The organism is Bradyrhizobium manausense (genome assembly GCF_018130615.1).
GTDB lineage: Bacteria > Pseudomonadota > Alphaproteobacteria > Rhizobiales > Xanthobacteraceae > Bradyrhizobium > Bradyrhizobium manausense_A.
In genome coordinates this window covers 1-26,772 of record NZ_JAFCKB010000034.1, presented here as the reverse complement: position 1 = coordinate 26,772, position 26,772 = coordinate 1, and the positions used below count along the sequence as shown (strand labels likewise).

Below are 26,772 nucleotides of genomic sequence, written 5' to 3'. Positions count from 1 at the left end.
AGCATGTTTTCCCGTCGAGGATTTTTGGGGACCGCCGCGCTCGTCAGCGCCTCAGCCGTCAGCGGTCGCGTGCAGGCAGCATCGATTCCGGAGGCGCCGCATATGGACAAGGCCGTGATGCAGCCGCCGCTGCACCCGGCAAGCGGTCCAGACTACCGCCCCGTCGTCACCCTGAATGGCTGGACGCTGCCGTTCCGCATGAACGGCGACTGGAAGGAATTCCATCTCGTCGCCGAGCCGGTGGTGCGCGAATTCGCCGAAGGCATGAAGGTGAATCTATGGGGCTACAACGGCCAGTCGCCGGGCCCGACCATCGAGGCCGTCGAGGGCGACAAGGTCCGCATCTTCGTCACCAACCGCCTGCCCGAATACACCACCGTGCATTGGCACGGCATGATCATTCCGAGCGGCATGGACGGTGTCGGCGGGTTGACCCAGCCGCACATCCAACCCGGCAAGACCTTCGTCTACGAGTTCGAGATGAAGAAGAGCGGGACCTTCATGTACCACCCCCATTCCGACGAAATGGTGCAGATGGCGATGGGGATGATGGGCATGGTTATCGTGCACCCGCGCGATCCGAACTTCAGGCCCGTCGACCGCGACTTCGTCTTCGTGATGAGCACCTACCGCATCGATCCCGGCACGTATCTGCCCCGGGTCAACGAGATGACCGATTTCAACATGTGGACCTGGAATGCGCGGGTGTTTCCCGGCATCGATCCGCTGCCAGTGCGGCTCGGCGACAAGGTGCGCGTGCGCATCGGCAATCTCAGCATGACCAACCATCCGATCCATCTGCATGGCCACAGCTTCGCCGTGACCTGCACCGACGGTGGCTGGATTCCGGAGAGCGCCCAATATCCGGAGACGACGACCGACGTTCCCGTCGGCGCGGTCCGTGTGTTCGACGTCCTCGCCGACAATCCCGGCGACTGGGCATTCCACTGCCACAAATCGCACCACACCATGAATGCGATGGGCCACGACATGCGCAACATGATCGGCGTGTCGCGCAAGGATCTCGCCAAGGCCGTCGGCAAGCTCGCGCCCGACGCCATGGTGATGGGGCAATCAGGTATGGCGATGGACAACATGGAGATGCCCGCGCCTGACAACACGCTGCCGATGATGAGCGGCGCCGGCCAGTTCGGTCCGATCGAGATGGGTGGCATGTTCACGGTGATGAAGATCCGCGAGGACCTCGCGCGCGGCGATTACCGCGATCCCGGCCCCTATCAATTCCCGAAAGGTACCGTCGCCTACGAGGTCGCCTCGCCCGCGACGGAGCCTGCGCGGCAGCCGGCCGCACCGGCGCACAAAATGAAGATGTGAGCGTTTCGATGAACCACCAACTGGAGAATAAGATGAAAACGACGATCAAACTTGCCCTCGCGCTGGCTGCGCTTTCGATCGCGCCTGCGCTCGCGCACGAGGGACACGACCATCACGGCTTCTCGGCCGGCGAACCCGGCGATCCCAACAAGCCCGCTCGCACCATCGAGATCGCGTTGAGCGAGATGGCCTATGAGCCGTCGGCCGTCACGGTCAAGCGCGGCGAGCAGATCCGCTTCGTGCTGCGCAATGTCGGCAGGGAGGATCACGAATTCCTGCTCGCCACCACAAAGGAGAATCTCGCGCATGCCGAGGTGATGAAGAAGCACCCGCATATGGAGCACGACGATCCGAACGGGGTGCGGCTGGCGCCGAACAAGACGGCCGAGATCGTCTGGAAGTTCACCAAGGCCGGCACCTTCGAATTTTCCTGCCTGATCCCGGACCATCGCGACTACGGCATGGTCGGCCACGTCACCGTGAAATAGCAATGGAGACTCTCATGAACCACATCATCCGCATCACGACCGCGCTGGTGCTGACCGTCGGCGTTGCCACTAATGCGCTGGCAGCCGGGGGCGCCTCGATCAGTGGCGAGGTCAAGAAGATCGACGAGGGCGCCGGCAAGATCACGCTCAAGCACGGCCCCGCCAAGAGCCTCGGCATGGATGAGCCCATGACCATGGTCTACCGAGTCAAGGACCCTGCTCTCCTCAAGCAGGTCAAGGTCGGCGACAAGGTGAGCTTCGAGGCCGAAGAGGCGGCTTCGGGCTACACGGTGACGAAGCTGGAGAAGGCGAAGTAGGCGGATTGCCAGCCACGCCGTCATTCCGGGATGGTCCGAAGGACCAGACCTCAGGCGCGCAATTGCGCACCGGGGGATCTCGAGATTCCGGGTTCGATGCTGCGCATCGCCCCGGCATGACCAGGAGCCCCCCCGAAACACCCCGGTCCGCCCCTCCCAGCCCCCTCCATTAACCCTTTGCTAACCATACACCCGGCAAGAATTGCCGGGTGAAGTCGAGTGTCGTCAGCCGCGTAGAACGGGGGATCCCGTGGACGCCAGTGCGGTGCCTCACTTTCGGAACGGCGGCCCATCGGCCGCCGCGCAGACGTTTGGGGCGCGCGGACGGCAGTCGCGCGGGGAGGCAGCTACCATGGTCGACGTCACCGCGGGACAGGGCGTAGGCAGCGCGAAGCCGGGCCTCCCCTCCGTCACCGAGATCGTCAACATCCTCAAGCGCGGCGACATCGCGCTGGCGCTCGGCATCCTCACCATCCTGGTGGTGTTGATCCTGCCGCTGCCCGCGATCGTCCTGGACCTGTTCCTGGCGATCTCGATCACGCTCTCGATCCTGATCCTGATGACGTCGCTGTTCATCCAGGCGCCGCTGGAATTCTCCGCCTTCCCGACCATCCTCTTGATCTCGACCATGTTGCGGCTGTCGCTGAACATGGCCTCGACCCGCCTGATTCTGTCGCACGGGCACGAGGGCACGGATGCCGCCGGTCACGTCATCGAAGCCTTCGGCAGCTTCGTCATGGGCGGCAATTTCGTCATCGGCATCATCGTCTTCGCCATCCTGATCATCGTCAACTTCGTCGTCATCACCAAGGGTTCGGGCCGTATCGCCGAAGTCGCCGCCCGCTTCCACTTGGACGCCATGCCCGGCAAGCAGATGGCGATCGACGCCGACCTTTCCGCCGGCCTGATCGACGAGAAGGTCGCCAAGGAGCGCCGCAAGGCGCTGGAGGACGAAAGCGGCTTCTTCGGCGCCATGGACGGTGCCTCGAAGTTCGTCCGCGGCGACGCCATCGCCGGCCTCCTGATCGTCTTCATCAACGTCGTCGGCGGCATGATCATCGGCGTCGCGCAGCAGGGCCTGTCCTTTGCCGATGCCGGACGCAGCTACACGCTGCTGACCGTCGGTGACGGCCTCGTCACCCAGGTGCCGGCGCTGATCGTCTCGACCGCGGCGGGCCTGCTCGTTTCCAAGGCCGGCGTCTCCGGCGCCGCCGACAAGGCGCTGATGAAGCAATTCTCCGGCTATCCGCAGGCGCTGGCGATGTCCTCGGCCGTCATGCTGGTGCTGGCGGCGCTGCCGGGCATCCCAACCATCCCGTTCCTCGCGCTCGGCGCCGGCGCCGGCGCACTGGCCTGGAGCGCGCGCAACCACAAGCGCACCACCGCCAAGGCCGAGGAAGCGGCCAAGGCCGCGCCTGTTCCGGGAACGCCCGGCGCGCCTGGCGCGGCGGCAGCGGACGAACCGATCTCGGCGGCGCTGAAGATCGACGACCTCAAGATCGAGCTCGGCTATGCGCTGCTGCCGCTGGTCAACGGCCCCGACGGCACCGACCGCCTCACCGAGCAGATCAAGGCCCTGCGCCGCTCGCTCGCGATCGAGATGGGTTTCGTGATGCCGGCGGTGCGCATCCTCGACAACGTCCAGCTCGAAGCCAACACCTACATCATCAAGATCAAGGAGGTCGACGCCGGCACCGGCAAGATCTGGCCGAACCAGTTCATGGTCATGGACCCCGGCGGCAGCCAGGTGCAGGTGCCCGGCATCCACACCACCGAGCCGACCTTCGGCCTGCCCGCGACCTGGGTCGATGCCAGCCTCAAGGAGGAGGCTTCGCTCAAGGGCTACACCGTCGTCGACGCCGCCACCGTGCTCTCGACCCACCTCACCGAGTTGCTCAAGGCCAACATGTCGGACCTGCTTTCCTACGGCGAGGTGCAGAAGCTGCTCAAGGAGCTGCCGAAGGAGCAGAGCGAGCTGGTCAAGGACATCGTGCCCGGCCAGGTCACGGTTTCCGGCATCCAGCGCGTGCTGCAGCTGCTGCTCGCCGAGCGCATCTCGATCCGCGACCTCTCGACCATCCTCGAAGGCATCGCCGACTCGCTCGCCTTCTCGCGCAACCCCGCGACCATGGTCGAGCATGTCCGCGCCCGCCTCGCACGGCAGATCTGTGCCCAGAACACCTCCTACGCCGGCTACCTGCCGCTGATCGCGCTGTCGGCGAAATGGGAGCAGGCCTTTGCCGAATCCATCATCGGCCAGGGCGAGGAGCGCAGCCTGGCGATGCAGCCGTCGAAACTGTCGGAGTTCATGACCGCCGTGCGCGAGGCCTTCGAGCGCGCCGCCCGCGAAGGCGAGGCCCCCGTACTGGTCACCTCTGCGGCAATTCGTCCCTTCGTCCGTTCCCTGGTCGAACGGTTCCGCGCCCAGACGACCGTGCTGTCGCAGGCCGAAATCCACCCGAGGGCAAGGCTGAAGACCGTCGGAAGCGTCTGATTTACCTTAAGAAGCCGTGTGTTTTTCGGCCACAGGCAAATGGTTTTTGAGTTCCTGGCGCCTTGTGGACCAGATGTTGACAAGGCGCCCTGCAAGTACATTACAGCATTGAAATAATTGCCAATTTGCACGATCAGGCCTCGCTGCTGATCGCGATTTCTCACGTCATATCACGCTCTTGTGATGTCCCCTTGGGAACGAATCCGCCCAATACTAGGTTGTTGGGCACCGGAAGCATGAACCAGCCTGAACGGGCTAGCGACTACTTCGGGTAGGTGGCGGCAGGAGGCTTCCATGAACCACTCGATCTACAGCGCAGATCGCTCGACCCATTTGAAGATTGTGGTCGTTGCCCTCGTCGCCGGGATCGCGGTTGCTGGCTTCGGCATCACGGCACGCACAGGTTCGGACGACGGCCTGACCCAGACCGCCCGCGTCATCAAGGCCGGCAAGCCGGTTGTGATCACCAGTTCGAACGCATCGCTCGTTCGCTAAGGAGATTTTTTGAGTTTCAGGAATTCACGCGGCTCTTTACCAGCCCCCCAAAGTCGCCACGTGGATATGTAGACGACCCCAACCCCAAGTCGACTACAGAAAGCGCCCGCCCCCCACGGGCGCTTTCTCATGTCTGGGGGGTACGTCGTTGCTTGCGGGACTAGCGCCTCAGCCTCGTCATTGCGGGGAGCATAGCGACGAAGCACTGTGCGACGGTTGCGCTACAAGAGGCTGCACAGCGGCATACAGGTGAAGAGTTGCGGGCCAAAAGCCGACGTCACCCGGCTATTCAATCACCTCGTCAGCGCGTGTCAGCACTGAGGCAGGAACGATGAGGTCGAGCGACTTGGCAGTTTTCAGGTTCAACGCGAACTCAAATGACGTCGGCCGCTCGATCGGAATGTCGCGAGGCGCGACGCCGCGAAATATCTGAGCAATCTGGTCGGCCATGCGCTTGCGCAGTTCTATGCGATTGGGCCCATATCCGATCAGACACCCCGTGTGCGCCATTTCCGCCCATTCGCACACTGTTGGGAGCCGACCTTCGAGAGCAAGAGCTGCCAACTGCCTGCCATCCCGCAGAAACTGCGGAAGCGCGCTGATGATCAATGCCTGTGCACCTTGAGCCCGCATCGCCGCAAAGGCAGCCGGGTATTCGCTCGGTGCGGCGACTGGAAATACAAGTACTTCAATGCCGAGCCCCGCCGCCGCCTTCCTCACGGCCTCGCTCGCTCCACTCAAGGCCGGGACCAGCGCGGCCACACGCCGACGGTCAGGTACCGCTTCGAGCAGAATGGAAAGCCGCTTCGCTTCAAGCTCGTCCGCCGCAATCACGACGCCAGTAATATTCCCTCCCGGCCGCGCGTAACTCGCGGCGAGGCCAAGCACAATCGGATCGTTGCCAAAAGCGACGACCGGCACGGTGCGTGTGGCCGCGGCGGCAGGCTTTAGTGCGGTGCCAATGGCGACGACTGCGTCTGGCTGAGCGGCGAGCAATTCGCGCATGAGAGCCGGCAGCGAATCCGAATCGCCGACACGTGCGTCGAAGATGAGATTGCGGCCTTCAACAAAGCCAAGCCTTTCAAGTTCTGGCAAAGTTATCTGGCGGGTAAGAGCTTCGGTTTCCGATGTGGTCGCAAGATGCCCGAGGCGGTAGATTCGGTTTGGCCTCTGAGCGCGAGCGGTCAGCGGCAGTGCCACCATACCAGCCAGCCCGGCAATGAACTTCCGTCGCCACATGTCTCCCTCGCTTGATCGACGATAGGATTGCACAGAATGGCTTTTCAGCGCCTCGGATGGGGGGAGCGAAGCGAAACCCCATCAAACTTCGTTCTCTTGATCAGATCGCACCAACGATTGCTTGATGCTGGCTCCGCCCGTCAAGCGATGGGATTCGCGAGAGCTCACGTCCAACGAGCTGACATCTCTCAGCATTGCCTAACTTCAATTCGGTCCTCATCGTCTCCCAGCGGCTGAAAGCGGCTCTTAAGCATCTCGAACGTATGTCGGACGATGAGCAAGCTTCCGTCGAGATGCGCATTTCGTTTGTCGACCCGACGCCATGCTTCGTGTTCCGGGCACTCGAGAAGATAGAGCCGCGCGCTAGCCCCCAGCGCTGCAGCGGTCGTCCTTGTCTCATCGCGCTGGCGTCGCGACCAAAAACCAAGATCAAGTACGACATCTAGGCCGAGTTTCACACATCGTGTCCAGTGCGCGTCGATCAGCCTCGATACGCGTTGATGAAATTCGGGAAACTGATCCATAGGCGGATCATTGCCGTACAAAATCGTCATCCATTCGTCGTGACTGAAGCGAATGGCCGGCAGTTCGTGCTCCAAGTGCCGCGCGAACGTCGTCTTTCCTGCACCGAGATATCCATGAATCAAGTGTGCGGTTGCCATTCTGCTGTCCCGTTACAGCGCGTAGGATGGATAGAGCGAAGCGAGATCCATCAGACTTCGTTCTCTTTATCAGATCGGCACCAACAGTCGCTTGGCGCTGGCCCCGCCCGTCGGGCGACGGGCTTCGCAAGAGTTCAACACACGCTATGAGAACTGACATCTAGCCGATTGCCGTCGGGCGTCGCTTTGGCTGATGGCGTGCCCATCTCAAGGACGACCGTCAGAATGAACGGCAAGCGATCCACCGAGCGGCTCCATTTCGCGGTTGCACGGCAAATATGGCACAATCTCGGGCCGATCGTCCATGGGCGAACTTGCCGCGCCCGGTGCGACGTCAGCCCGTAGGGCCATGCCGGACCAAGCAATCGTCGTTCCGGTCTGATCAGGAGAACGAGGTTCGATGAGTTTTGCTTCGCTCTCCCCATTCTACGCGGTACGTTCATGGCGCGACGATGCTGAGCGTCAATTGGGGAAACCGTTATGCTCTTTAGGATTGTGACGGCCGCTTTTGCGGCAATGTGTCTTTCGACACCTACCGTCGCCGGCGCTCAATCGGAGCCCTCATCCTCCGCAACATCCGACAATGCAACCATGGAGCGCGCCGTCGATCAGCTCTTCGCGCGATGGGCTGAACCAAACTCGCCCGGCGCTGTCATCGCCGTCCTTCGGGACGGCCAGATCATCTACAGCCAGGGTTATGGCGCAGCCAATCTGGAGTATGGTGTGCCAAACACGCCGGCGACCGTATTCCACCTGGCATCGGTCTCCAAGCAGTTCACCGCCTTCGCGATCTATCAACTTGCTCACGAAGGAAAATTGTCTCTGGATGACGACGTTCGCAAATATGTTCCGAAGTTGCACGACTTCGGCAAGCCGATCACGATCCGTCAACTGCTTCATCACACCAGCGGAGTTCGAGACCAGTGGAATCTTCTGGCGCTCGCGGGGTGGCGGCTCGACGACGAGATCACGGACGATGATGTGGCACATCTGCTGTTTCAACAAACCGAGTTGAACTTCGAGCCCGGCGACCAGTTCCTCTACAGCAACAGCGGCTACACGCTGCTCGCAATGGTCGTGAGGCAAGTGTCCGGCAAAACGCTGCCCGAGTTCACGAAGGAGCGCATCTTCGACCCACTCGGTATGTCTCATACGCACTTCCAGGACAAATACGGCATGCCCGTCAAGGACCGGGCCTATTCCTACGGGCGGCAGCCGGATGGCAAGTACCAATACATTGCGCTGACCTATTCGACGGTCGGACCTTCAAGCCTGTTTTCAACGGTCGGCGACCTGGCGCGCTGGGATGAGAATTTCTACACCGGACAAGTCGGCGGCCTGACGCTGCTCGCCGAGATGCAGCAGAAGGGCAAGCTCAACAACGGCAAAGATATCAACTACGCATCGGGCCTATCCATCGGAAAGTATCGCGGGCTCAGGACGGTTGAGCATTCTGGCGGCGATGCCGCATACCGGACCAATATTCTCAGATTTCCAGACCAGCACTTTTCGGTAGTGATACTGGCAAACGCGGGAGATCTGACCCCGGCAGCGCTCTCATTCAGGATCGCCGACATCTATCTCAAGGAATTGCTCAAGCCTGCGCGTGACAAGCCGACCCTTGACGACAAGCCGGAAGTTGCCGTCGACCCCAAGATCCTCGATGCCTATGTTGGCGACTATGAACTCAGACCGGGGTTCATCATTTCCGTCAGCAAGGACAATGATCATCTCGTCACGCGCGCGACCGGCCAGCCATCGTTTCCAATGTACGCGGTCTCCAACACCGCTTTCCGCCTGAGGGTGGTTCCCGCCGAAATCGTCTTCGACGACGTCGCGCAAGGCGGAGCGGCCCAAAACGCGGTCCTGCACCAGAACGGCGCCATTCTTCCTCTGAAGCGGATCACCATCAGCAAGCCTGCAGGAGACCGGCTCAAAGCATACGAGGGTCACTATTACAGCGCTGAACTCGGCGTCATCTATGACGTGTTCGTTCGCGAGAATGTGCTGATGGTGCACTACCCGCGGGGAGAACTCGATCTGCAACCTGTCGGAACTGACGCGTTCACGACGGGCTTTCCGATCGGAAATCTGAAGTTCGCGTGCGTAGACGATGGCAAGTGCAATGCAATGTCGATCGATGACGGCCGCGTCAAGCGGCTGCGATTCGACAAGGTCTCGCTCGATCCGATCGGCTCGAAGTCGTCGCAATGATTCAGGAATGCGCTTCCCGGAACTGACATAAATCGAGGGCTTGAACGTTTGCTTGTCCTGATGACCAAGGACGAACGCGTTACTGGACCTCGGCGACCTTCGGTTCAGATGACCGCAACTGCGCATTCGTTGCCGGGGGCCGCTTCGACGGCGATGACGGGTCCGGTGATCGGAAGGTGGTGTCGGGCGTCGCTTCCTGGGATGGTCGATGGGCTGCGGTTGCCGGAAGCACGATCACTTTCGCTCCGACTTTAACCCGCTCATAGAGATCGACGACGTCCTCATTGGTCAGCCGGATACAGCCGGACGAAACACGCTTCCCGATCGTATCGGGCTTGTTGGTGCCGTGAATTCTATACTCGGTCTCGCCCAGATACATCGCCCGGGCGCCGAGCGGGTTGCCGGGACCGCCTGCCATGAACCGCGGCAGATAAGGCTGGCGCACGACCATCTCGGCCGGCGGACGCCAATCCGGCCATTCCGTCTTGCGGGCCACGGTCTGTTCGCCCGACCAGGTGAAACCCTCGCGGCCGACACCGATGCCGTAGCGCATCGCTTGCGCGTCGTTCAGAACGAAATAGAGGAACGTATTCTTGGTATCGATGATCACCGTGCCTGGCGCCTGGTGGCTGGCGTAGTCGACCACCTGCCGGACAAGCGCTCCGGGACCTTCAGCAGCCTTTGGCGGTTCGACCAGTGGCGCAGGGGCCGGGATTGGAGCCGGAGTTGGCGCTGACGCCAATGCATGAACCGGAGGTGCCACGTAAACCGGAGTTGACGACGCCTGGGCCTGAGGCGCGGACGGCTTCCGTGTTGGTTGCACGCTCGCCGGGCGAGACAGCAAACCGTACCCCAATGCGGCGACGGCCACGGCGCCAATTGCAACTCTCGCGGCCATGGGTATTGCGAGCGTCTCCGCCTTTCCACGTTTGGCCCGCCTACCCATACGCTTTCCCCAGGTCACTATGCCCAAGAGACGTACCCAGCAAGTTTTAACAAACTTCGAAGCAATTTCCGCTCAGGCTGGAACCGTTAACCATCATTCGCTGCCGACCACGGCCACGCTCAATTCCGCCGCGCTCCATAGGTCGGCGGCGGCGCCTGCACCGTCGGCGCAGCGGCAGCAAACAGCTCGTCCTTGCGCCCCGAGAGCGGCGGATAGATGCGCTTGCGGTTGATGGCCTGCTTGGTCGCCTTGGCTGCCTCGCCGGTCGTCCGCACCTCGCGATCCCAGCCTTCCGTGTAGAGCGCGCCCCAGCCGCCGAGATCGAGCACGGTCACGTACCAGTCGATGCGCAGCGGCAGCATCGGCCGGCCGGCGAGATCGGCCACCACATTGTGACCAGCGAAGCGGCCCATGGGCCGGGCAAACTGGCAGGACATCACGGTTGGATGCAGACCGTCGATCACGCTGGATGCGACGTCGCCTGCCGCGAATACACCAGGCACATCCGCAATCCGCATGAAGGGATCGACCAGCAGGCGCCCGAGACGATCGCGCGCCCCGGCAAAGTTTCCGGCCAGCCGGCTCGCGCGCATGCCGGCGCACCAGATCACCGTCTGCGTCAGGATGAATTCACCTGAATTCAAGCGGGCTCCTGCGGCCTCTACCGATGCGACGCGCACGCCGAGTCGGGTTTCGACGTCGAGCGAGGCCAGCGCCGTCTCGATGACGGGGCGTGCTTGTTCGCCAATGGTGGCGCCGACCACTGGATTGGGATCAAGCAGGACAATGCGGCGGCTGCCGGTGATGCCGGCGCGCGCCAGCCGCGCAGGCATTTCGGCAGCAACCTCGATGCCGGTAAAGCCGGCGCCGACCACCACCACCGTCGATCGCGCGGGCGACGGCGCGCTTCGCCCGAGCGAGGCGAGATGATCCTCAAGGCGACGCGCCGCAGCATAGGTGTCGACATCGAATGCGTGCTCGGCCAGGCCCGGAACATCGGGACGCATCACTTCGCTGCCAAGCGCAAGCACGAGGCGATCGTAACTCAGACTCTCCTTGCCATCGCTCGTGACCAGCGAGATTTCGCGCCGCGCGGGATCGATGGCTTCGACCTCACCGATCCCGTGCGTGACGCCGATCGGGTCGAGCAATTGCGGCAGCGGCAGCGCGACCTCGCTGAGGTCGACCTCGTAATTGCGCACGCGGATGTTGTGGTAAGGATTGCGGTCGATGAGATGGATCTCGATGTCGCGGCCGGCATCACCGATCTCATCGCGCATGCGCGCGGCACCGATGGCCGCCCACAGGCCTGCAAACCCTGCGCCGAGCACGACGATACGCGCCATGTCCGTTGACTTCGCTATTCCCGGGGATCCGGTGATCCGCCCCGCGCAGGCAGATATAGCTCATTGGTCCGGAACGACCAAATGCTGACGCCGCGTCCGACTGTACAAAATCGCGGCTCAGGCCTCGCGCAGCTCCGACGGCGTGGCGTGAAAACGCCTGCGGAAAGCACGGTTGAAATAGGACAGATCCGAAAAGCCCGAGGAATGCGCGATGTCGCTGATCTTGCGCGCGCGCGCGCGGGGATCGCCGAGCAGTTTTCGCGCCAGCAGCAGACGCTGCTCCAACACGAATTCGGTGAAGGTGGTGCCGGCCTGCTCGAACAGCCGCTGGGCCTGACGCGGGCTCAACCCCGAGCGCGTTGCGACCTCGGACAGGCAGAGATCGTTGCGACCAAGTGCGGCCATCACATCGGCGCGCATCAGATCGAGACGGGCCGCCGCATGGCCCCGACCGCGCGCGAGCGCGGCGTGCTCGGCGTCGGTACCGAGCAGCAGGCCGACGAGATCGACCATGTGCTGCGCGGTCAGGCGCTGGCCGACGGCGTCGAGATGGGGCGCGTGATGAGCGGCAAGCTCGTGATAGCGGAAGATGGTCTCGGCGACCGCGCCGTCCGAGAGCACCTGCGACAGCTTCTCCTCGGCGCGCGGATTGATGTCGAGCAGTGCGCGGCGCGGCATGCGAATGGTGGTGAAGCGGTTCTCGTCGGTGTGGCCGACGCTGCCGGTGATGCTCATATCGGCAAGCACCATCTGCTCCGGCGCAAGCTCGACCGTGTGGCCATTCTGCCGGACGCTGACGAGGCCGGCATGCGCGGCGATCAGCACGAGATCGTCGCTGCCGTCGGCGAGGCCGCTCTGTGTGCGGGAATATTGCGCGGAGGCACCTTCAGGAATGGCCAGCGTGATATTGTCGACCACGCTGACCTGCAGCCGGCAATCGATGCTGTCGCCCTGGCTCGGTCCGATCTCGAGGCCGCAGGGCCCGAGCGCCCTGTCGCGCCAATGCTCGAACGCCGGCCCCTGCGGCAGGCCTGCATATTGGTGAATAAAGATGCCCGGCGGCTTGGCTGCATCCATCTGATTTCTAGCCCCTCTTTCGGCACCATGATCGGCCGTGCCGACTGCAAATTCCGGGCATTTGACGCCGCGAAATGCATGGAGGTTCAAATCAGGGGCGGATTTGGCGGAACTTGTCGCATTGCGACGATCGAATGGACCGTGGCGACAGGAACGCGCGCTTGTCGCAACTACTTCTTCGCAGGCGCCTGCAGCTGGGACGGCGGCACGGTCTCGATCAACTTGCCGGAAAATACCGGCGCCGAGGTCGGCTGGCCATTGGGCGAGCCGCCCGACTGCTCGACAGTGACGGCATAGGTCGCGCCGTTGACGACATCGGCATCGTAGCCGGCGAGCACCGGACGGGCCGTGAAGTCACCGCTGCCGATCACGCCGAGCGAGCGCGGGCGCGGCAGCCGGTCGGAGATCAGCCATAGCTCAAAGCTCTTGCCCGGCTCCGGCGTCGCGCCGACCTTGCGCACCGTGAAGTTCTTGGTCGCGCCATCGATGGTGAGAATGAAGGCGGGACCGCCGCTCTGGCCCTGCAACAGCGCAACATATTGCGCGGGCGAGGACAGCGGCGCGGCAGGCGTCTTGACCTCGACCGTCTGGATGCGCGGCGCCGGCCGCAACGCGCCCGGCAGCGCATCGGGCAGGAAGATCTGAAGCGACAGCGTCACCAGCAGCGCCGCCGCGAGCGCACCCACGGCGGAAGCGATCGAGCGCCAGCGCTTCACGCGGCTCTCGAGACGGATCACGTTGGTGTCGTCGACGACTGGCGCCGGCGTCGGAGGCACAATGCTCCGGTCGGGCGCATGGGTCTGCGGCACGAACTGCGGCGGGAAAATCGGAATGGCATCGGAGCCGGATTCGAGCGGCGCCGGCTGCTGAATAACCAGCATCGGAGGCTCGTGCGCCGGAGATTCCGGTGATGGCGAGTCTGGCGCCGGAGACTCCGGCGCTGAAGGCTCGGATGATGGAGGCTCCGGTGAATAGGATTCCGGCAACGGCGCGTCCGACAGCACCGGCGGCGCCGCAGGCGCATCGTGCGAAGATTCCGTCCGCGCGATCTCCGCCCTGATGTTCTCCCACACGATCGGCCGCGGCTCGATCGTGCCGACCATCTGATTGAGGACGCCGAGCCGGAACTCCCAGGCCTGCACGACGGCAGCGAACTCCTGGTCTACCGCCATCATGGCCGCGACCTGCGCGCGCTCGTCGGCATCGAGTGTGCCGAGCGCATATTCCGCGGCGAGCGCGATATGGTCCTCGCTGTAGGCCATCAATTGCAGTCCAAACTCACCCTCATCGTCCAGGCCTTCATAATCCGAGGCACTCACGGATATCCAACATACTGCGCCGGAGCCACGTCTTCACCGTGTTGACGGGCGCAGCGAATTTCTCCGCCAATTGTTCGCGGCTCCAGCCGTTGTAATAGGCGAGCAGCACGAGCCGCTGGCGGTCCGGCTCGAGCCGGCCGATACATTCCAGGAGCCGCTTCAACTCCTCGGTCATCTCCCGGCGCGCCAGGGGATCGGGACTGTCGGCGGCGACTTCCATCGCCTGCGGCTCCTCCTCGAGCGAGGCTTCGGTCTTCTTGCGCACGATATCGATGGCGCGGTTGCGCGCGATCGACGCCATCCACGTGATCGGCGACGACAGCGCCGGATTGAACTGGCCGGCGCTATTCCAGATCTTGACGTAGGTCTCCTGAATGACTTCCTCTGCGAGATCCTGTCGGCGCAAGATACGGAGGACGACGCCATAGAGTTTCGCGCGCGTGGCGGCGTAGAGGCGCTCGAACGCGGCCTGATCGCGCTTCGCCACCGCCTCAATCAGCCCGACCAGCTCTGCTGGCGTCAGCATTCAGCCCCCCAACGCGCGGCCCCGTCGTACCTTACCTCTCCCCGACGGGGAGAGGTCGATTTGCCCCCGGGCGATGCGAAGCATCGTCCCGCGCAAATCGGGTGAGGGGCTCGGGGCTCACGGGAAATCGTAACCCCTCACCCCAGCGCCTCCCGCGCCGACCTCTCCCGAAGGGAGAGGTGGACACTCCACCACCGGCACCGCTTTCATCTCCGCCACCATAGCGCGCGGCAAAGCCCGTCACCAAGGGGCGAAGGGTCACGCTGTGGACAGCACATGCAAAAACCCGGACCTTGCGGGTCCGGGCTCGCAAATTCTCAGGCGATTTTGGTGCCGGCTGCCGTCTACGCGACGGCGCCGATGCGGGAGCGCATCAGGCCGATGCTGTCGAGATCGGCCTGCTCGCGGGCATTTTCCTCGGCGCGCTCGCGGGCCTGGTCGCGCTCGTCCAGGAGCTCGACCTTCTTCAGCTCCTCGAAAGCCTCGCCGAGCGCGGCCTTGGCTTCCTCGAGCTGGCCCTTCAGCTCGTCGGCCGAGCGGGTCAGGTTCTCGCGGCGCTGGATGGCGGCCTTGGCATAGGTCGGATAGGCAAAATGCGAGGGATCGTTGATCCCGGCGCGGTCCTGCTCGGTCTGGATCTCCCGCTCGAGATCGACCGACATCCGCTGAAAGTCGGCGATCATGGACTCGATCTGGGCGACCCGGCGGCGCTTCTCGTCGACCTGAAATTTCTTCAGGCGGATGAGGGTATCACGTGACTTCATCGACTCGTACTCCCCAGAAGTCCCTTGGCTGCACGTGGGACGACACCAGTCTCCCCACAGGCCCGATTGGGGCCAAGACCGGCTCTGCTACTCTGTGGGATCGGATGATGACGGGACAAAGTTAGCGTTCCGTTTCCAAATTACCGAGGATTTGCGCCAATTGGCGGTAGCCGTCGGCCAGCGAAGCATTTTCGTCCTTGCGCTGGCGCAGGAAGGCCTCCAGCGGCTCGTGCAGGCGGATCGCCTCGTCGACCTCGGGGCTGGAGCCGGCCCGGTAGGCGCCCAGCCGGATCAGCTCCTCCATGTCCGCGTACGTCGCCATCACCGCCCGCGCCTTCTGGATCGTTGGCCAGAACTGCGGATCGGCCGATTTCGGCATGGTGCGGGACACCGATTTGAGAATGTTGATGGCGGGGTAGCGGCCGCGCTCGGCAATCGAGCGCTGCATCACGATGTGACCGTCGAGGATGCCGCGGACGGCATCCGCGATCGGCTCGTTGTGATCGTCGCCGTCGACCAGCACCGTGAAGATCGCGGTGATGGCGCCCTCCCCCAAGCCCGGACCGGCGCGCTCCAACAGCTTCGGCAGCTCGGTGAAAACGGTCGGCGTGTAGCCCTTGGCGGTGGGCGGCTCGCCGGCGGACAGTCCGATCTCGCGCTGGGCCATGGCGAAACGCGTCACCGAGTCCATCAGGCAGAGGACGTCCTGGCCCTCGTCGCGAAAATATTCGGCGACCGCGAGCGTCAGATAAGCCGCCTGCCGCCGCATCAGGGCCGGCTCGTCCGAGGTCGCGACCACCACGACGGAGCGCGCCAGCCCCTCCTCACCGAGATCGTCCTGCAAGAATTCCTGCACCTCGCGGCCGCGTTCGCCGATCAGCCCGATGACACTGACCGCGGCATCAACGTTGCGCGCGAGCATCGACAGCAGCACCGATTTGCCGACGCCGGACCCTGCGAAGATTCCCATGCGCTGGCCGCGGCAGCAGGTGAGAAAGGTGTTCATCGCGCGCACGCCGAGATCGAGCGGTGCGCCTACGCGCCTGCGCGAATGCGCCGGCGGCGGCGAATTGCGATACGGCATCGGCGAGGCGCCCTGCGGCAACGGCCCCTTGCCGTCGATCGGCTCGCCGAGCGCGTTGACGACGCGGCCGAGCCAGGCTGCCGACGGACGCACTTGATTGGCGGCATTGGCGATCACGGCCTTGCAGCCGCGGCGCACGCCATCCAGGCCGGCGAACGGCATCACGACAGCATTGTTGCCGGAGAAGCCGATCACCTCGCAGGGGATCGAACGGTTGGCGCCGGTCTCGATCACGAGCCGCGCGCCGACCGACATCGCATGAATCGGCCCCGCGACCTCAACCATCAGGCCGCGCACGCCGACCACACGGCCATAGATATTGACGCCGTCGATATCGCCGATCTGTTCCGCCAGAGCCTTCATAAGAGGGCCTTCATAGGGGCCGTGCGCTTCCTGATTTGGGCCTTCATGGCGAAACCCTTAAATTTCGCCATATTTCTGAACGGCGTTTAACTTCGTGTTTACCCGCATCGTTAATCATTGCGTCACTGTCTTTGTGACTGAGCGTGGCTCCCCTTCAGAAGAAGGCTGAGTCGCGGGAGTCGGTTAGGCCCGTCTCTTAAAGTGGAACTTGAACGGAGCCGGATAACGAAAGCTGCTTCGCGCGCAAGACCTTAGGGCGATTCGACAAAAATTGCACCGGGGGGACTTGCGTTCCAGAATCAGGATTTGTTAACCATCTGTTGTCAGGATCCGAATCAGTTGTTCAAAGGCGTTTTGTTGAGTGCCGCGAATGCGGCCGACCTGACGCCCAGGAGCGGCGACTATGGGGAACTGGCATGCGCGTTTTGCTGATTGAAGATGACAGCGCCGTCGCGCAGTCGATCGAGCTGATGCTGAAGTCTGAGAGCTTCAACGTCTACACGACCGATTTGGGGGAAGAAGGCGTCGATCTCGGTAAATTATACGATTACGACATTATCCTTCTCGACCTTAACCTGCCCGACATGTCCGGTTACGACGTGCTCAAGCAGCTTCGGGTCTCCAAGATCAAGACACCGATCCTGATCCTCTCCGGCCTCGCCGGCATCGAGGACAAGGTCAAGGGTCTCGGCGTCGGCGCCGACGACTACATGACCAAACCTTTCCATAAAGACGAGCTGGTTGCCCGCATCCACGCGATCGTGCGCCGCTCCAAGGGTCACGCCCAGTCGGTCATCCAGACCGGCGACCTCGTCGTCAACCTCGACACCAAGACGGTCGAAGTCGGTGGCCAGCGCGTGCATCTGACCGGCAAGGAATACCAGATGCTGGAGCTGCTCTCGCTCCGCAAGGGCACGACCCTCACCAAGGAAATGTTCCTCAACCACCTCTATGGCGGCATGGACGAGCCCGAACTGAAGATCATCGACGTCTTCATCTGCAAGCTCCGCAAGAAGCTCGCCAACGCCTCCGAGGGACGCAACTTCATCGAGACCGTGTGGGGCCGCGGCTATGTGCTGCGCGAGCCGCACGAGGCCGACGAGCGCATCCCCGCCTGACCCGTTTACGTCGCGAGCCCTGGTCGGGCTCGCTCCTCCCAGCCTGGACCCCGCCGCAAATGGCGGGGTTTTGTTTTTTGGGGGTAGGTCAGGCGCCGGCAAGAGACGGGGTCACGAGGTCCGGTTTCCAGACCGGGCTGCGCGCGGCCGCCTCGCGCAGCCGGCCGATCATCAGATAACCGATGATGAATCCGAACAGGAAGCTTGGAACCATCATAGAGCTGAAAAACATCGATGCCGACATGCCGTCGACGAGCTTCATGACCGGCATCGGGACGACCTGGTAGGTGACCATCAACAACACCAGCATGACCACCATGCCGCCGCCAAAAACCAGACCGTCGCGCACTTGTCTGGTCTGCCTCGAGCGCCGGCCCCAAGTCGAATCCTGCACGAGGAGTGCCGTCATCGCGGCAAAGCCCCAGGGGAAGATCAGCAGCGGCAAATCGTACAACACGACCTCCGACGATGGCTCCTTGGGAAACTGGTAGAGGTCAAAAAGCACCTGAACCGGCAGGAATATGAAGATCACACCCGCGAGGCCGATCGACAGAATGAATCCCATCGGAAGCCGGCCGAAGATGTTCTCGTTCGCGAACGCGTAACGCTGCTTGAAGTGATAGATCAGCGGGAAGTTCACGACCGGGTACAGCGTCGTGACAACGAGCGCGCGTAGCGAAGCGACGGATTGGTCTCCCGGCTGGTGGATGAACCGCCCCGAAAACACCAGCCACAACAGAGCCCAGCAAAACGCGAAAGCGGCAACACCCGCGACGAACTTCAGGAACCCCGGCGACGAGGATGCCAGCGTGAATCCGATCGCGCCAAGCCGTCGCTTGCTGCGCGCCAGGGTCCACTCGCCGGCCAGCGCCGCGCGCACGACGAACAGCAGGAGATTGCTGAGCAGGGAATCCATGTCCTTGCGCAAGTCCTCCAGCATGCACCCCGCCGCTGTCTGGGCCGCCAGCTGCAGCTGGCTCACCGTACTGTGCCGGGTCGAGAGAGAATCGAGTGCCTCCCAATTATCCGGCTCGATCTCGTTGTCCTCCATAATCGCGCCGTAGATTTCGGCGCTGCTCCTGAGCACGCGAACGGTCCGGAAGCACAAGGCATCGTAGGCCGCCAGCAGTTCCGCATAGATCTCGGAATTGCGCTTCATGAATCTTTCGCCGGCCCAGCGATCGAGATGCAGCATGAGCGCCGAGATCTTCAGCAGGCGCGACTGGATCGCGGTCGATTGCACAGCGCGGAAATCGTCGATCTGGTACCCGACCCGGGCAAGCTTGCGTTGAAGGCTCGGCATGTCGTCCGGACGAACGTCGAAGGGCGACTTGGCCAAGGCGTCGCGCAATCCGTGGGCGCTGGCGGGAATGCCGGCGAGTTGGTGGCAAAAGCCACGCCACAGCGCCGGAACGACCGGAATGAGCCAGGTCAGGATGGTGAGCCAGATCGCAGCGAGCGGCCACAGCTTGTGCACCAGCAGCCAATAGAGCAGCATGAACGGCGTGATGAAGACGGCGACGCCGAACGCGAACAAGGGCCAAGTGGTAAACGAACGCGTGCCCTTGAGCGTATGAAAGCGGAACCAGAAGAACAGCGCGACGATGAGCGGAGCGCCGCCGGTATCGAAGAACTTGTTCAACAAGTCGATGACGTAATTGAGCGACACGATGAACTCCTATCGCCGGGGTTCACGGGTGGAGGACATGCCGGACGCCGCGGCGTCCGGCGGCCTCGTAAAAGTCATGCAGCCTGTGCGACCATCTTCGCCTTCTGAAGCGCGAGATCGATGTTGTCGGGCGCAAGTGCGATGGCGCTGTCCATATCGTTCTGGGCGCTCGTCAGGTCCTTGATCTGTGCGTAGGCGTTGGCGCGCGACACCAGATATTTCGGCTCGGTCGGCTTCATCGAGACCGCCGCGCTGAAAGCCTTGATCGCTTCTTCCAAGTAGCCCCGCTTGTCGTCGACCCCGGAGGCCGTCATGCTGATGATGCCCTTGATCCAGAAGAATTCAGGGCTGTCCGGCTTCAGCCTGATGGCCTCGTTGATGTCCTTCAACGCGTTCTCGTAGAGCCCGACCGTCACGTTGAAATTGGCCCTGCGCACCCGGTATTCCGCCTTGTTCGGATCCAGCTCGATCATGTAGGCGAAGCTGGCCGCCGCCTTCGGGATCTGCTTCTGCTTGTGCTGAAGCGCGCCGAGATCGAAATAGACCTTGGCAAGCCGGACCGAAAGCTCATCGTCGTTCGCGAGCAGGCCGTGCAGCTCCCGACCGCGCCGCGTCAGCTCCTCCAGCGCCTCGATCGTGGCTGGCGTCGCGTCTAGCTCGCGCAGAAGCGCGTCGCGACGCTGCTGCAGGTCGTCCTTCGACAGGCGCGCCGCCTCGGGCGGACCCGCAGCCGGTTGCGGACTTTCGACGTTGAAGATCCTGCCGTCGGAGGAGCGCATGTAGAGCACCGGTATGCCCCATTCGACCCGGGACTTCTGCTGGATGAACTGGCGCGCGTAGGTCACGGCATCGTCGATCGACCTGTTGCCGGCGAGCGCTGAATAGAATCCTTCCGACATCGAGATCGCTGCATTGTCGGTGATAGGGAACTGCATCGCCACCACCGCAGGCAACCAGCCGGTCTTCATCAATCCGATTGCCGGATTTCCGAAGCGATCGCCGACATTGACCTTGGCGCTCTCGCAGCAATTGAGCATGATCAGGCGCAGGCTCCGCTTGGCGCCCGACAGCATCATCGCAAGGTCGGAGGCGAACTTCTTCACCGGCTTGCCATCCTCGTCGACCATGACGACGAAGCCACGCTCGTCGAAGCTGTCGGCGTCAGTCCCCGGCCGCAAATCGTCCACGCCGCCATGCCCGATGAAGTGGAAGATGTGCCAATCTCCCTCCAGCAGCTTCTTCATTAGGTCTTTTCCGGTCCCGCCCGGGACCCACTGGAAGTCGACCTTGCCTTCGTGCTGGAGCGCATCGATGCCCTTGTTGATGCGGTCCCGTTCCTTGACCACGTCGAGCTTCGGCCATTCGCTGGTCGAGGGATCGGAAATCATGCCGAGAATGCGCAAGGGTCCCCTGACGCCCATTCGCGTCACGCTGCCCGCGGTCTCCAGATGGCGCACGATCGGCCGGGTGAGGCTGACATAGTAGGGAATCTCGCTCTCGTCGTAGAGATATTCCCACGGCAGCCCGGCGAGCTCGTCCGCCTCGATCCGCAGCTTAATCCGCAAATCCTGCGTCGCGCCCTTGCTGCGGTCGTAGACCTGCCGGATCAACGGCACCTCGGTGAAGAGGCTTCGGAAGACACCCCGCCCGAAATCTCGCAATACCTGTTCGCCGCGCGTCACCGGGCCTGAACGGCTCCGGTCGTCGATCTCCAGCACTGCGCTTTCCAATTCTCCCCGCAGCTTGGCCAATTCGCCCGGCGCAGAGAACCAGAACTTCACCTGGCTCCTCGGCGCTTCGCCTCCCGGCGACTTGACGACGCGTCCGTAATACTGCTGAGGGCCGACGCCCCCCGGCAAATAGGAGCCGATCTCGAGCTCGAAATCTTCGTAATCAGGCATTTGAGCCTCACTCAAACAAGATCTCTTCAGCCACTGAAAAATCTCTCGACTCTGAACAACGCGCGTCGCCAAGGCACTGCGCGCTTGGCCGACGGACAATCGCCGGTCAGATCATGCTGGTCTGATCATGCCCGGAGAACTGATCTCAGCGAGGACGCAATTCATCTGCTCCTCCCGGATAACGGCAATCTCAATGCGCCAGACTATCACACACAACCTCGAGACGCATTTGTGAAGCATGTCTCATACGGCCCGAAAATTTGTGCAGTGCCCGGGCATGCGCCAACGGACTCGTTTCTGGGGATCGAACCTGTCCGACCGGTGCGGCGACTAAGCGATCGTGCCAGAATTCGCGGCGTCAACGTCGGACCTCCCCATGATCCTGCAATCGCTCGCCGGCCTGCCCGCCTTCCTGGTCTATTTCTGCACCGGGCTGATCGCAATAGTGGCATATCTATTCGTCTACACGCGGATTACGCCGCACAACGAATTCCAGCTCATCCGGGACAATGATCCAGCGGCTGCGATTGCGCTCGGCCTCAGCCTGCTCGGCTTCGTGGCGCCGCTGTTCAGCGCCATTGCGCACTCGGCCAATGTGCTGGACTGCCTGATCTGGGCCGTCATCGCCCTGATCGTCCAGGTCGCCGCGTTCTACATCGTCAAAATCCCGGTGCCGAACCTGTCGGGGCGGATCGCCGCCGGCGAGCTCGCGCCCGCAATCTGGCTCGGCCTGTCCTCACTTGCCGCAGGCCTCCTCAACGCCGCCTGCATGATCTACTGACATGGTAGCGAAGTGACATGGCCAACAATCCTACCAGCAAGGAGTTCGGCAAGCGCCGGCCTCGCCAGCCGGCGGACCTGCCGCTACCGCCACGGGAGCCGGTGAAGCGCTCGGGCCATGTCGCGCTGCTGGTGATGGGCACGATCGCGGTCGGCGCCAGCGCCTACACGCTGATGCCGCACCGAAGCTGCGATCCCGCGCCTCCCGGGGCGACAGTCCCCGGGGCGACGGCGCCTGCGCAGACGAACACCAACTGTAGCAGCAGCTCCTCCAGCGGCAGCGGCTCGCACTGGTCGTCGCGGTCGAGCTTCTACAGCAGCGACTCCTCGAGTCATTCCTCGTCCGGTGGCTCGTCCGACGGAGGCTCTGGCGGCGTCACGCGCGGCGGCTTCGGCTCGTTTGCACACGCCTTCTCGGGAGGGAGCTGACGCGCGAGTGTTTTGAATTCAACGCCGCGCGCCGGTCTGCTTTAAGTCGCGCGGGAGGACATACCATGAAACGTTCGCGAAGGGTCATGCTCACGCTGATGGGAAGCGCCGCGGTCAGCGCCGTCTCGATGGGATTTACCACGCGCGAGCGTCCCTGCGGCTCCGGGCTTGAAGCCGTGCCCGGCATCGACGGCAAGCCGTACTGCCGCCCAAGCTATGGCGGCTTCGGCGGCACGCTGCATCGCATGCATGGTGGTCATGGCCATGGCGGTCATGGTCATGGTGGTCACGGCGGCGGCTGACATATGCAACGCATCATTTGCCCCGAGCGCGACGACTGGCAACAGACCGCCGAGCAATGCGGCTTCGCCTTCCACACCATCGACGGCGAGCGCTATTGGGACGAGCGCGCCTATTACGCCTTCACGCTCGACGAGATCGAGCGCTCCATCGAGACACCGACCGGCGAGATCGATGCGATGTGCTTGGAGCTTGCGGGCCGCGTGATCGGCGACGAGCGCCATCTGCGGCGACTGAAGATTCCGGAAGCATTCTGGAATCTGATCTCCGAGAGCTGGAAGCGCGATGACCGCAGCCTCTACGGCCGGCTCGATCTGAAGTTCGACGGCGCGGCTCCCGCAAAACTGCTCGAATACAATGCGGACACGCCAACCTCGATCTTCGAGGCTGCAGTATTTCAATGGACCTGGCTCGAGCAGGCGATCGAGCGGCGCATCATCCCCGCGCGCGCCGACCAGTTCAACTCCATCCACGAACGGCTGATCGAAGCGTGGAAGACGATCGGTGCGGACCATCATCTGCACCTCACCGGCACCACTGGCAATGAAGAGGACGCCGGTACGCTCGCTTATCTCGAAGACACCGCGCGCCAGGCCGGCCTGTCGACGACGCTGCTCGACATCGAGCAAATCGGCTGGCGCGACGAGGCCGGCGGTTTCGTCGACCTCGGTAACAACGACATGGAGCTGGTCTTCAAGCTCTACCCCTGGGAATGGATGTTCCGCGACGCCTTCGGCACAAAGCTCAAGGAGGCACCGACGCGCTGGATCGAGCCGCCGTGGAAGGCGGTGCTCTCCAACAAGGGCATCCTGCCGCTGCTGTGGGAGATGTTTCCAAACCATCCCAATCTGCTGCCGGCCTTCTTCGAGGACGACGCGCGGGCGGCGGAGCTCGGGACGTCCTATGTCCGCAAGCCGCTGCTGTCGCGCGAAGGCGCCAATGTCACGCTGGTGTCGGGCGGAATGTCACTCGACGAGCACGCGGGGCCCTACGGGGCCGAAGGCTTCGTGCGCCAGGCACTGTCGCCGCTACCGAATTTTTCCGGCGTCTATCCGGTGGTCGGAAGCTGGCTGGTGAACCACGAACCATGCGGACTTTCGATCCGCGAGGACGAGAGCCCGATCACGGGCAATGGCTCGCGGTTTCTGCCGCATGCAATCTTGTGACCTTGTCATTCCGGGGGCGATCGAGAAGCGATCGAGCCCGGAATGACGGGAAGACAATCACCTCGCCGCGGCGACCTTCAGCGGCTGCGGCATCAAGCCACCCATCGGACGGCCGGAACGCGCGGGATTGAGCTGGTAGAGGCCGCGCCGGTCGGAAATGGGGCGGAACGCGTCGGTGATGCCGACGACGGATTCGGCGGCGCCCAACAACAGCGTGCCGTCGGCTTCCAGGCCCTTCGACATCCGCTCGAAGATCAGCGCCTTGGTGTCCTGATCGAAATAGATCAGCACGTTGCGGCAGAAGATCACGTCGAACGTGCCGAGATGGGAGAAGTCCTGCAACAGATTGAGCTGGCGGAACTGCACCATCGCGCGGACATCGGCCTTGAGCTGCCAGACATCGCTCGACTGGGTGAAATACTTCATCAGGAGCTGGATCGGCAGGCCGCGCTGCACCTCGAACTGGCTGTAGACGCCGGCCTTGCACTTCTCCAGCACCTCCTGCGAGAGGTCGGTGGCGACGATCTCGATGCGCCAGCCCGCGAGTGTCGCGCCCATTTCCTTCAGGCACATCGCGATCGAATAGGGCTCCTGCCCCGTCGATGAGGCCGCCGACCAGATGCGCAGCGACTTGCGCGCGGCGCGCGCCCGGATCAGGCCAGGCACGATGCTGTCGCGCAGATGATCGAATGGAATCTTGTCGCGGAAGAAGAACGTCTCGTTGGTGGTCATGGCCTCGACCACGTCGGTCGCAAGCCGGCCGTCGCCGTTCCTGATCTTGAGAACGAGGTCGGGGATGCCAGGCAGGCTCGCCTTGCGCGCCAGCGGCAGCAGCCGACTCTCGACCAGATATTGCTTGTCAGCCGAAAGATCGAGGCCGGAGCGCTCCTTCAGGAACTTGCGGAGGTAATCATAGTCCGCGGGCGTCACGAGCGGTCTCCCGTGAACAGGCGGTTGACCTTGGCGCCGATCTGATTGAGCGGCAGGATGGCCGCGCAGATGCCGGCATTGGCGGCCGCACCCGGCATGCCCCACACCACGCTGGACGCTTCATCCTGCGCAATCACGCTGCCGCCGGCGGCGACGATGTCCTTGCCCCCGCGCATGCCGTCCGAGCCCATGCCCGTCAGGATCACGGAGAGGATGTTGCCGTGCCAGATGTCGATCGCGGAGGTGAAAAGCGGGTCGACCGCGGGCTTGCAGAAATTGACTGCGGGGCCGTCATCGAGCGCGATCGCGGCTTCAGCACCGCTGCGCACGACGCGCATGTGCTTGCCGCCCGGCGCAAGGTAGATCCGACCCGGCTTCACCGGCTCGCCGTCGACCGCCTCGGCTGCCGGCCGGCGGCTCGAACGCGCCAGATGCTCGGCGAGAATGGTGGTGAAGGTCGGCGGCATATGCTGGGTGATCAGCACCGGGAAGCGGTCGATCACCGGGCCGAGCTCGGTGACGAGCGCCATCAGCGCCTGCGGCCCACCGGTCGACGAGCCGATCAGCAGCACCTTCGGCGCCTGGGTCGAGAACGGACGCGTGGTGAGCGAGCCTGACGACAAGGCGGACACGGCCGGAGCCGGTGCGGGCGCGGCGGGGCGTGTCACGGCCGGCGCACGCGCAGCCGGTGCAGCAGGGCTCGCGGGTGCCAGCGGCGGGCTCGCCACAGCCGTCTTCCGGCGCAGCCGTGCTCCGAGGTGGCGGATCTTCTGGATCAGATCGTGATGGAAGACATCCGCGGCGGATGTCTCGCGCGTCGATTCCGGTTTCGGAATGTAGTCGGCTGCGCCGAGCGACAGCGCCTTGAAGCTGATCTCCGCATTGCGGCGGGTCAGCGTCGAGGCCATGATGATGACGAGATCGCGCTTCTTCGCCAGGAGTTGCGGCAGCGCCGAGATGCCGTCGAGCTCGGGCATTTCGATGTCGAGCACGGCAACATCGGGATTGATGCGTTCGATCTGGTTGACCGCTTCGAGCCCGGTGCGTAGCGAGGCTGCGACCTCCATGTCGTGCTCGGCGCCGATCCAGCGCGAGATGAGGCCACGAATGACGACGGAGTCGTCGACGACCATCACCCGCAGCGGCCCTGCTTCGCGCGACGAGCTCGTGGTCGACTTACCTGCGAACGCAACACTCATTACTCACCAACTCAGACTGAAACGGTTCAGTTGACACCAATCGCCGAAGGATCCGTTCAGCCTCCGGGCGTTCGCTCAGATAAGGCCGACTTCCTGGAATTTCGCCGTCACGATGTCCTTGTCGAACGGCTTCATGATGTACTCGTTGGCGCCGGCGTGCAGCGCCCGCGCGATATGCGCGACGTCGTTCTCGGTGGTGCAGAACACCACCTTGGGCTGATCGCCGCCGGGCATGCGACGCAGATGGCCCAGGAACTCGTAGCCATCCATGACCGGCATGTTCCAGTCGAGCAGCACGGCGTCGGGCAGTCCGCGCTTGCAGGCCTCCAGCGCCTTCTCACCGTCCTCGGCTTCGAGAATCTGGAAGTCGAGGCCTTCCAGGATCCGGCGCGCAACCTTTCGGATGACGCTGGAATCATCAACGACGAGACAAGTCCGCATGTGAACCTCTGCTTCCTATCCCCTGTACGGGGCACTTCCAATTGCGAATCCGGCGGCAATGCCGCCGTATCAAGCCGCCATCATCTCGGGCGCGAGCTCGAGGACGCGATCGACGTCGAGGACGACCATGAGCTGGCCGTCGAGGCGGTGGACGCCGCCGGCGAGCTTGG

The 26,772-nt window shown here is 63.2% G+C and carries 25 protein-coding genes and 1 pseudogene; 11 read left to right on the top strand and 15 right to left on the bottom strand.

Going from position 1 to position 26,772, the window contains the following annotated elements; genetic code table 11:
- Positions 1 to 3: 3 nt before the first annotated feature.
- The 5 genes from JQ587_RS35920 to JQ587_RS35900 all read left to right on the top strand — a co-directional run bounded on the left by JQ587_RS35920 (position 4) and on the right by JQ587_RS35900 (position 5,129).
- Entirely contained in the window at positions 4 to 1,335 is a 1,332-nt protein-coding gene (locus JQ587_RS35920; protein ID WP_212428505.1) for a multicopper oxidase family protein, read from the top strand.
- A gap of 32 nt (positions 1,336 to 1,367) precedes the next feature.
- Positions 1,368 to 1,823, top strand: a complete 456-nt coding sequence (locus JQ587_RS35915) for a cupredoxin domain-containing protein (RefSeq protein ID WP_212300010.1) — start codon at positions 1,368 to 1,370, stop codon at positions 1,821 to 1,823.
- Between the two features lie 14 nt (positions 1,824 to 1,837).
- Complete coding sequence (locus JQ587_RS35910; RefSeq protein ID WP_212300011.1) at positions 1,838 to 2,140, top strand: copper-binding protein; 303 nt, start codon at positions 1,838 to 1,840, stop codon at positions 2,138 to 2,140.
- Positions 2,141 to 2,492: 352 nt separating this feature from the next.
- Complete coding sequence (gene flhA / locus JQ587_RS35905) at positions 2,493 to 4,634, top strand: flagellar biosynthesis protein FlhA (protein WP_212300012.1); 2,142 nt, start codon at positions 2,493 to 2,495, stop codon at positions 4,632 to 4,634.
- A 294-nt stretch (positions 4,635 to 4,928) separates the two neighbouring features.
- Positions 4,929 to 5,129: a hypothetical protein gene (locus JQ587_RS35900; RefSeq protein ID WP_027532768.1), complete on the top strand. Its 201-nt coding sequence runs from the start codon at positions 4,929 to 4,931 to the stop codon at positions 5,127 to 5,129.
- Between the two features lie 285 nt (positions 5,130 to 5,414).
- On the opposite strand, the gene JQ587_RS35895 is transcribed toward JQ587_RS35900, so the two are convergent.
- Together JQ587_RS35895 and JQ587_RS35890 are read right to left on the bottom strand one after the other, a co-directional pair.
- Complete coding sequence (locus JQ587_RS35895) at positions 5,415 to 6,368, bottom strand: ABC transporter substrate-binding protein (protein ID WP_212300013.1); 954 nt, start codon at positions 6,366 to 6,368, stop codon at positions 5,415 to 5,417.
- Between the two features lie 188 nt (positions 6,369 to 6,556).
- A complete protein-coding gene (locus JQ587_RS35890) occupies positions 6,557 to 7,030 on the bottom strand; it encodes a P-loop nucleotide/nucleoside kinase family protein (RefSeq protein WP_212428504.1) in 474 nt (157 codons plus the stop codon).
- A 591-nt stretch (positions 7,031 to 7,621) separates the two neighbouring features.
- Between JQ587_RS35890 and JQ587_RS35885 the strand changes: the two genes are divergently transcribed.
- Complete coding sequence (locus tag JQ587_RS35885; RefSeq protein ID WP_212428503.1) at positions 7,622 to 9,244, top strand: serine hydrolase; 1,623 nt, start codon at positions 7,622 to 7,624, stop codon at positions 9,242 to 9,244.
- 79 nt (positions 9,245 to 9,323) lie between these two features.
- On the opposite strand, the gene JQ587_RS35880 is transcribed toward JQ587_RS35885, so the two are convergent.
- From JQ587_RS35880 to fliI, 7 genes are all read right to left on the bottom strand, one after another.
- Complete coding sequence (locus JQ587_RS35880) at positions 9,324 to 10,190, bottom strand: L,D-transpeptidase (protein WP_212428519.1); 867 nt, start codon at positions 10,188 to 10,190, stop codon at positions 9,324 to 9,326.
- A gap of 119 nt (positions 10,191 to 10,309) precedes the next feature.
- Positions 10,310 to 11,536 (bottom strand): NAD(P)/FAD-dependent oxidoreductase, encoded by a 1,227-nt coding sequence (locus tag JQ587_RS35875; RefSeq protein ID WP_212428502.1) that lies wholly within the window; start codon positions 11,534 to 11,536, stop codon positions 10,310 to 10,312.
- 117 nt (positions 11,537 to 11,653) lie between these two features.
- A complete protein-coding gene (locus JQ587_RS35870; RefSeq protein WP_212428501.1) occupies positions 11,654 to 12,613 on the bottom strand; it encodes a helix-turn-helix transcriptional regulator in 960 nt (319 codons plus the stop codon).
- A 170-nt stretch (positions 12,614 to 12,783) separates the two neighbouring features.
- Positions 12,784 to 13,875: an anti-sigma factor gene (locus JQ587_RS35865; protein ID WP_212428518.1), complete on the bottom strand. Its 1,092-nt coding sequence runs from the start codon at positions 13,873 to 13,875 to the stop codon at positions 12,784 to 12,786.
- Between the two features lie 37 nt (positions 13,876 to 13,912).
- Complete coding sequence (locus JQ587_RS35860) at positions 13,913 to 14,458, bottom strand: sigma-70 family RNA polymerase sigma factor (RefSeq protein ID WP_212300018.1); 546 nt, start codon at positions 14,456 to 14,458, stop codon at positions 13,913 to 13,915.
- Between the two features lie 344 nt (positions 14,459 to 14,802).
- The gene (fliJ, locus tag JQ587_RS35855) at positions 14,803 to 15,222 is read right to left on the bottom strand and encodes a flagellar export protein FliJ (protein WP_092302166.1); all 420 of its coding nucleotides are present in this window, start codon (positions 15,220 to 15,222) and stop codon (positions 14,803 to 14,805) included.
- 121 nt (positions 15,223 to 15,343) lie between these two features.
- Complete coding sequence (gene fliI / locus JQ587_RS35850) at positions 15,344 to 16,669, bottom strand: flagellar protein export ATPase FliI (RefSeq protein ID WP_212300019.1); 1,326 nt, start codon at positions 16,667 to 16,669, stop codon at positions 15,344 to 15,346.
- Positions 16,670 to 17,085: 416 nt separating this feature from the next.
- Between fliI and ctrA the strand changes: the two genes are divergently transcribed.
- Entirely contained in the window at positions 17,086 to 17,787 is a 702-nt protein-coding gene (gene ctrA, locus JQ587_RS35845; RefSeq protein ID WP_016848562.1) for a response regulator transcription factor CtrA, read from the top strand.
- 88 nt (positions 17,788 to 17,875) lie between these two features.
- Here ctrA and JQ587_RS35840 read toward each other — a convergent pair whose 3' ends face one another.
- Positions 17,876 to 19,456: a hypothetical protein gene (locus JQ587_RS35840; RefSeq protein ID WP_212428500.1), complete on the bottom strand. Its 1,581-nt coding sequence runs from the start codon at positions 19,454 to 19,456 to the stop codon at positions 17,876 to 17,878.
- A 74-nt stretch (positions 19,457 to 19,530) separates the two neighbouring features.
- Positions 19,531 to 21,357: a CHAT domain-containing tetratricopeptide repeat protein gene (locus JQ587_RS35835; RefSeq protein WP_212300021.1), complete on the bottom strand. Its 1,827-nt coding sequence runs from the start codon at positions 21,355 to 21,357 to the stop codon at positions 19,531 to 19,533.
- A gap of 376 nt (positions 21,358 to 21,733) precedes the next feature.
- On the opposite strand from JQ587_RS35835, the gene JQ587_RS35830 reads away from it, so the two are divergent.
- The 4 genes from JQ587_RS35830 to JQ587_RS35815 all read left to right on the top strand — a co-directional run bounded on the left by JQ587_RS35830 (position 21,734) and on the right by JQ587_RS35815 (position 24,032).
- Positions 21,734 to 22,138 (top strand): DUF350 domain-containing protein, encoded by a 405-nt coding sequence (locus JQ587_RS35830; protein WP_212428499.1) that lies wholly within the window; start codon positions 21,734 to 21,736, stop codon positions 22,136 to 22,138.
- A 17-nt stretch (positions 22,139 to 22,155) separates the two neighbouring features.
- Positions 22,156 to 22,566, top strand: coding sequence for a hypothetical protein (locus tag JQ587_RS35825; protein WP_212428498.1), 411 nt, complete (start codon positions 22,156 to 22,158; stop codon positions 22,564 to 22,566).
- A gap of 65 nt (positions 22,567 to 22,631) precedes the next feature.
- A complete protein-coding gene (locus JQ587_RS35820) occupies positions 22,632 to 22,868 on the top strand; it encodes a hypothetical protein (RefSeq protein WP_212300024.1) in 237 nt (78 codons plus the stop codon).
- A 3-nt stretch (positions 22,869 to 22,871) separates the two neighbouring features.
- Entirely contained in the window at positions 22,872 to 24,032 is a 1,161-nt protein-coding gene (locus tag JQ587_RS35815) for a glutathionylspermidine synthase family protein (protein ID WP_212428497.1), read from the top strand.
- 57 nt (positions 24,033 to 24,089) lie between these two features.
- On the opposite strand, the gene JQ587_RS35810 is transcribed toward JQ587_RS35815, so the two are convergent.
- The 4 genes and pseudogenes from JQ587_RS35810 to JQ587_RS36840 all read right to left on the bottom strand — a co-directional run.
- The gene (locus tag JQ587_RS35810; protein WP_212428496.1) at positions 24,090 to 24,962 is read right to left on the bottom strand and encodes a CheR family methyltransferase; all 873 of its coding nucleotides are present in this window, start codon (positions 24,960 to 24,962) and stop codon (positions 24,090 to 24,092) included.
- Positions 24,959 to 26,161, bottom strand: coding sequence for a protein-glutamate methylesterase/protein-glutamine glutaminase (locus JQ587_RS35805; RefSeq protein ID WP_212428495.1), 1,203 nt, complete (start codon positions 26,159 to 26,161; stop codon positions 24,959 to 24,961). The genes JQ587_RS35810 and JQ587_RS35805 overlap by 4 nt, the downstream gene beginning before the upstream one ends.
- A gap of 75 nt (positions 26,162 to 26,236) precedes the next feature.
- Complete coding sequence (locus JQ587_RS35800) at positions 26,237 to 26,602, bottom strand: response regulator (RefSeq protein ID WP_007600538.1); 366 nt, start codon at positions 26,600 to 26,602, stop codon at positions 26,237 to 26,239.
- Between the two features lie 69 nt (positions 26,603 to 26,671).
- Positions 26,672 to 26,772, bottom strand: a pseudogene (locus JQ587_RS36840) (chemotaxis protein CheW); the annotation flags it as partial.

Coding starts and splice junctions, on each gene's coding strand:
- JQ587_RS35920 (WP_212428505.1), top strand. CDS start 4: ATGTTTTCCCGTCGAGGATTTTTGGGGACCGCCGCGCTCGTCAGCGCC.
- JQ587_RS35915 (WP_212300010.1), top strand. CDS start 1,368: ATGAAAACGACGATCAAACTTGCCCTCGCGCTGGCTGCGCTTTCGATC.
- JQ587_RS35910 (WP_212300011.1), top strand. CDS start 1,838: ATGAACCACATCATCCGCATCACGACCGCGCTGGTGCTGACCGTCGGC.
- flhA (WP_212300012.1), top strand. CDS start 2,493: ATGGTCGACGTCACCGCGGGACAGGGCGTAGGCAGCGCGAAGCCGGGC.
- JQ587_RS35900 (WP_027532768.1), top strand. CDS start 4,929: ATGAACCACTCGATCTACAGCGCAGATCGCTCGACCCATTTGAAGATT.
- JQ587_RS35895 (WP_212300013.1), bottom strand. CDS start 6,368: ATGTGGCGACGGAAGTTCATTGCCGGGCTGGCTGGTATGGTGGCACTG.
- JQ587_RS35890 (WP_212428504.1), bottom strand. CDS start 7,030: ATGGCAACCGCACACTTGATTCATGGATATCTCGGTGCAGGAAAGACG.
- JQ587_RS35885 (WP_212428503.1), top strand. CDS start 7,622: ATGGAGCGCGCCGTCGATCAGCTCTTCGCGCGATGGGCTGAACCAAAC.
- JQ587_RS35880 (WP_212428519.1), bottom strand. CDS start 10,190: ATGGGTAGGCGGGCCAAACGTGGAAAGGCGGAGACGCTCGCAATACCC.
- JQ587_RS35875 (WP_212428502.1), bottom strand. CDS start 11,536: ATGGCGCGTATCGTCGTGCTCGGCGCAGGGTTTGCAGGCCTGTGGGCG.
- JQ587_RS35870 (WP_212428501.1), bottom strand. CDS start 12,613: ATGGATGCAGCCAAGCCGCCGGGCATCTTTATTCACCAATATGCAGGC.
- JQ587_RS35865 (WP_212428518.1), bottom strand. CDS start 13,875: ATGGCCTACAGCGAGGACCATATCGCGCTCGCCGCGGAATATGCGCTC.
- JQ587_RS35860 (WP_212300018.1), bottom strand. CDS start 14,458: ATGCTGACGCCAGCAGAGCTGGTCGGGCTGATTGAGGCGGTGGCGAAG.
- fliJ (WP_092302166.1), bottom strand. CDS start 15,222: ATGAAGTCACGTGATACCCTCATCCGCCTGAAGAAATTTCAGGTCGAC.
- fliI (WP_212300019.1), bottom strand. CDS start 16,669: ATGAAGGCTCTGGCGGAACAGATCGGCGATATCGACGGCGTCAATATC.
- ctrA (WP_016848562.1), top strand. CDS start 17,086: ATGCGCGTTTTGCTGATTGAAGATGACAGCGCCGTCGCGCAGTCGATC.
- JQ587_RS35835 (WP_212300021.1), bottom strand. CDS start 21,357: ATGCCTGATTACGAAGATTTCGAGCTCGAGATCGGCTCCTATTTGCCG.
- JQ587_RS35830 (WP_212428499.1), top strand. CDS start 21,734: ATGATCCTGCAATCGCTCGCCGGCCTGCCCGCCTTCCTGGTCTATTTC.
- JQ587_RS35825 (WP_212428498.1), top strand. CDS start 22,156: ATGGCCAACAATCCTACCAGCAAGGAGTTCGGCAAGCGCCGGCCTCGC.
- JQ587_RS35820 (WP_212300024.1), top strand. CDS start 22,632: ATGAAACGTTCGCGAAGGGTCATGCTCACGCTGATGGGAAGCGCCGCG.
- JQ587_RS35815 (WP_212428497.1), top strand. CDS start 22,872: ATGCAACGCATCATTTGCCCCGAGCGCGACGACTGGCAACAGACCGCC.
- JQ587_RS35805 (WP_212428495.1), bottom strand. CDS start 26,161: ATGAGTGTTGCGTTCGCAGGTAAGTCGACCACGAGCTCGTCGCGCGAA.
- JQ587_RS35800 (WP_007600538.1), bottom strand. CDS start 26,602: ATGCGGACTTGTCTCGTCGTTGATGATTCCAGCGTCATCCGAAAGGTT.